This is a genomic window from Bradyrhizobium yuanmingense (genome assembly GCF_900094575.1).
GTDB classification, from domain to species: Bacteria; Pseudomonadota; Alphaproteobacteria; order Rhizobiales; family Xanthobacteraceae; genus Bradyrhizobium; species Bradyrhizobium yuanmingense.
On sequence record NZ_FMAE01000086.1, the window covers coordinates 1 to 1,800 of the forward strand.

2 protein-coding genes and 1 pseudogene are annotated in these 1,800 nt (G+C 57.6%); 2 read left to right on the top strand and 1 reads right to left on the bottom strand.

The annotated features are described in order from the left end of the window. Positions 1–154: 154 nt before the first annotated feature. Complete coding sequence (locus GA0061099_RS43440) at positions 155–451, bottom strand: IS30 family transposase (protein WP_141697828.1); 297 nt, start codon at positions 449–451, stop codon at positions 155–157. Between GA0061099_RS43440 and GA0061099_RS43445 the strand changes: the two genes are divergently transcribed. Together GA0061099_RS43445 and GA0061099_RS43395 are read left to right on the top strand one after the other, a co-directional pair. After that, entirely contained in the window at positions 356–859 is a 504-nt protein-coding gene (locus GA0061099_RS43445; RefSeq protein ID WP_244621065.1) for a hypothetical protein, read from the top strand. The two genes, GA0061099_RS43440 and GA0061099_RS43445, sit on opposite strands and share 96 nt — an antisense overlap. Positions 860–1,273: 414 nt before the next feature. Continuing rightward, positions 1,274–1,706, top strand: a pseudogene (locus GA0061099_RS43395) (IS110 family RNA-guided transposase); the annotation flags it as partial. Positions 1,707–1,800 lie beyond the last annotated feature (94 nt).

Here is a 1,800-nt window from a genome sequence, read left to right on the forward strand (position 1 = left end):
GGGCTCACTTTGCTGAGTTCGGAATCATTGTCGGGCAAGGCCGGCAACGGGTGGATGGTCTGGTGGATTTGTTGGATGACAAGGAACTGACGCTACCGGCCCACGCCCGCATCGCACTAGCGGTCCTTGTGAACCAACTGAAGGAACTTGAGTTCTAGTGTGAATCGCAACAACCGTTAAACACCTCCCGCGGCGTTGCATAGCCGAGCCGCTTGCGCGGACGGTCGTTGAGGAGCCTCACGGCCCGGTCAACGTCGGTTTGGGTAATGGTAGCAAACAGCATGCCCTTCGGGAAAAACTGTCGCATAAGTCCGTTCCAGTTCTCGTTGGTACCACGTTCCCATGAGTGATAGGCATGCGCTCGGTAGACGCCCATAGAAGTCAGTCGTTCCAGGTCGCGATCGAAGTCTCCGAATTCAATCCCATTGTCTCTCGTGAGGGAGCGTCGCAGACGTTTTGGAAATCATTTGAATCGCGCCACAGTCTTCCTTTGGACAATCTCGGCACTCACGACATCGAGTTTGTCAGCAACCCCGAAGCCACTCTTGCGTTCGACGTTCGTGAGGATGCGCTGGATTTTCTCTTTGCCCACGATCGTGTCTCCCTCCCAGTCACCGAGTCGCTCCCGCGTCTCGACGTCGACGGGTCGTTCAACGATACTCCTCACTTTCATGGCTCTGTTGTGGGCCATTCGCGCTCGCGTGCCCCGGCGCTTGCGATATTTGTTCTTCTGTCGCCGCAGCTTCTTCACCAGATCGAGGCGTTCGTTGTATATGAACTGGTATATGGTTTCGTGAGAGGATCACATTCTTCCTTCTCAAACGTCCAGCGATCTGCTCCGGCGACCAAAATATGTTGAGCTTGCGAACGACATATCGTCGCAGCGCTCCTTTCAGTTTCCGGTGCCTCTTCTTTGCCGCCTCCTTCCGCGCGAGGTGCTTCTTGTGCGCCGACGCTCCTCGGTACGTACCGTCGTCGTCCGTATTCAATGTTAATTCCCTCGTTATGCTCGACCGGTGCATACCGAGCTCCCGGGCACACTCGCTCGGGCTTTTGCCTGCTTTCGAAAGAGCTGCTAGCTCGACCCGCGAATCGCGGGTAAATTGGACGTGCGACATCTCCGTTTGTGGTTAGCTGATACATTTTGCGTGTACCGCTATGCTACGCGGAGATGTTGCAATTCAAACTAGAATCTAAGGAATTGGACCGGCAGGTCGAGGCCATCGAGCGCGAGCTGGCTCAGATCCAGCGCGTAAATCCGATGGCGAAGTTGCTGTCCTCGATTCCCGGGATCGGTCCCATAACGGCCACCGCTCTCGCCGCGACCGTGCCGGACGCGACCATGTTCCGCTCCGGGCGGGAGTTCGCGGCCTGGCTTGGCCTGACGCCTAAGCAGCATTCCACCGGCGGGAAGGATCGGCTCGGCCGAATTACGAAACAGGGCGATTCCTATCTCGGGCACTTGCTTGTCATCGGAGCACGTAACGTCGTTCGGTACCCAAAAGGCACGCTCCCGGGTTGGAGGCGGCTGGATCGAAGCCCTGCTTGAACGGCGTCGGCCCATGGTCGTCGCCATCGCCGTTGCCAACAAGTTGGCCCGGATCGTCTGGGCGATGATGACGACCGGGGAATTCTATCGGCCTAAACTAAGCTCGCGGCCTGACTTTCCGCGTATGTTGGCCACCTTATGGTGTGAGGGCAAATGACAGCATGATGGACACCGGCGGAGCTGGGGATCGAGCAAGCCCGAAGAGCTTTAAGCGCAACAAGCGCGACCCGTTGATGAGGCCTCGATCCGCG

Bases quoted from the DNA above. Each gene is read 5' to 3' on its own strand.
- GA0061099_RS43445 (WP_244621065.1), top strand. From the start codon at position 356: ATGCGCTCGGTAGACGCCCATAGAAGTCAGTCGTTCCAGGTCGCGATC.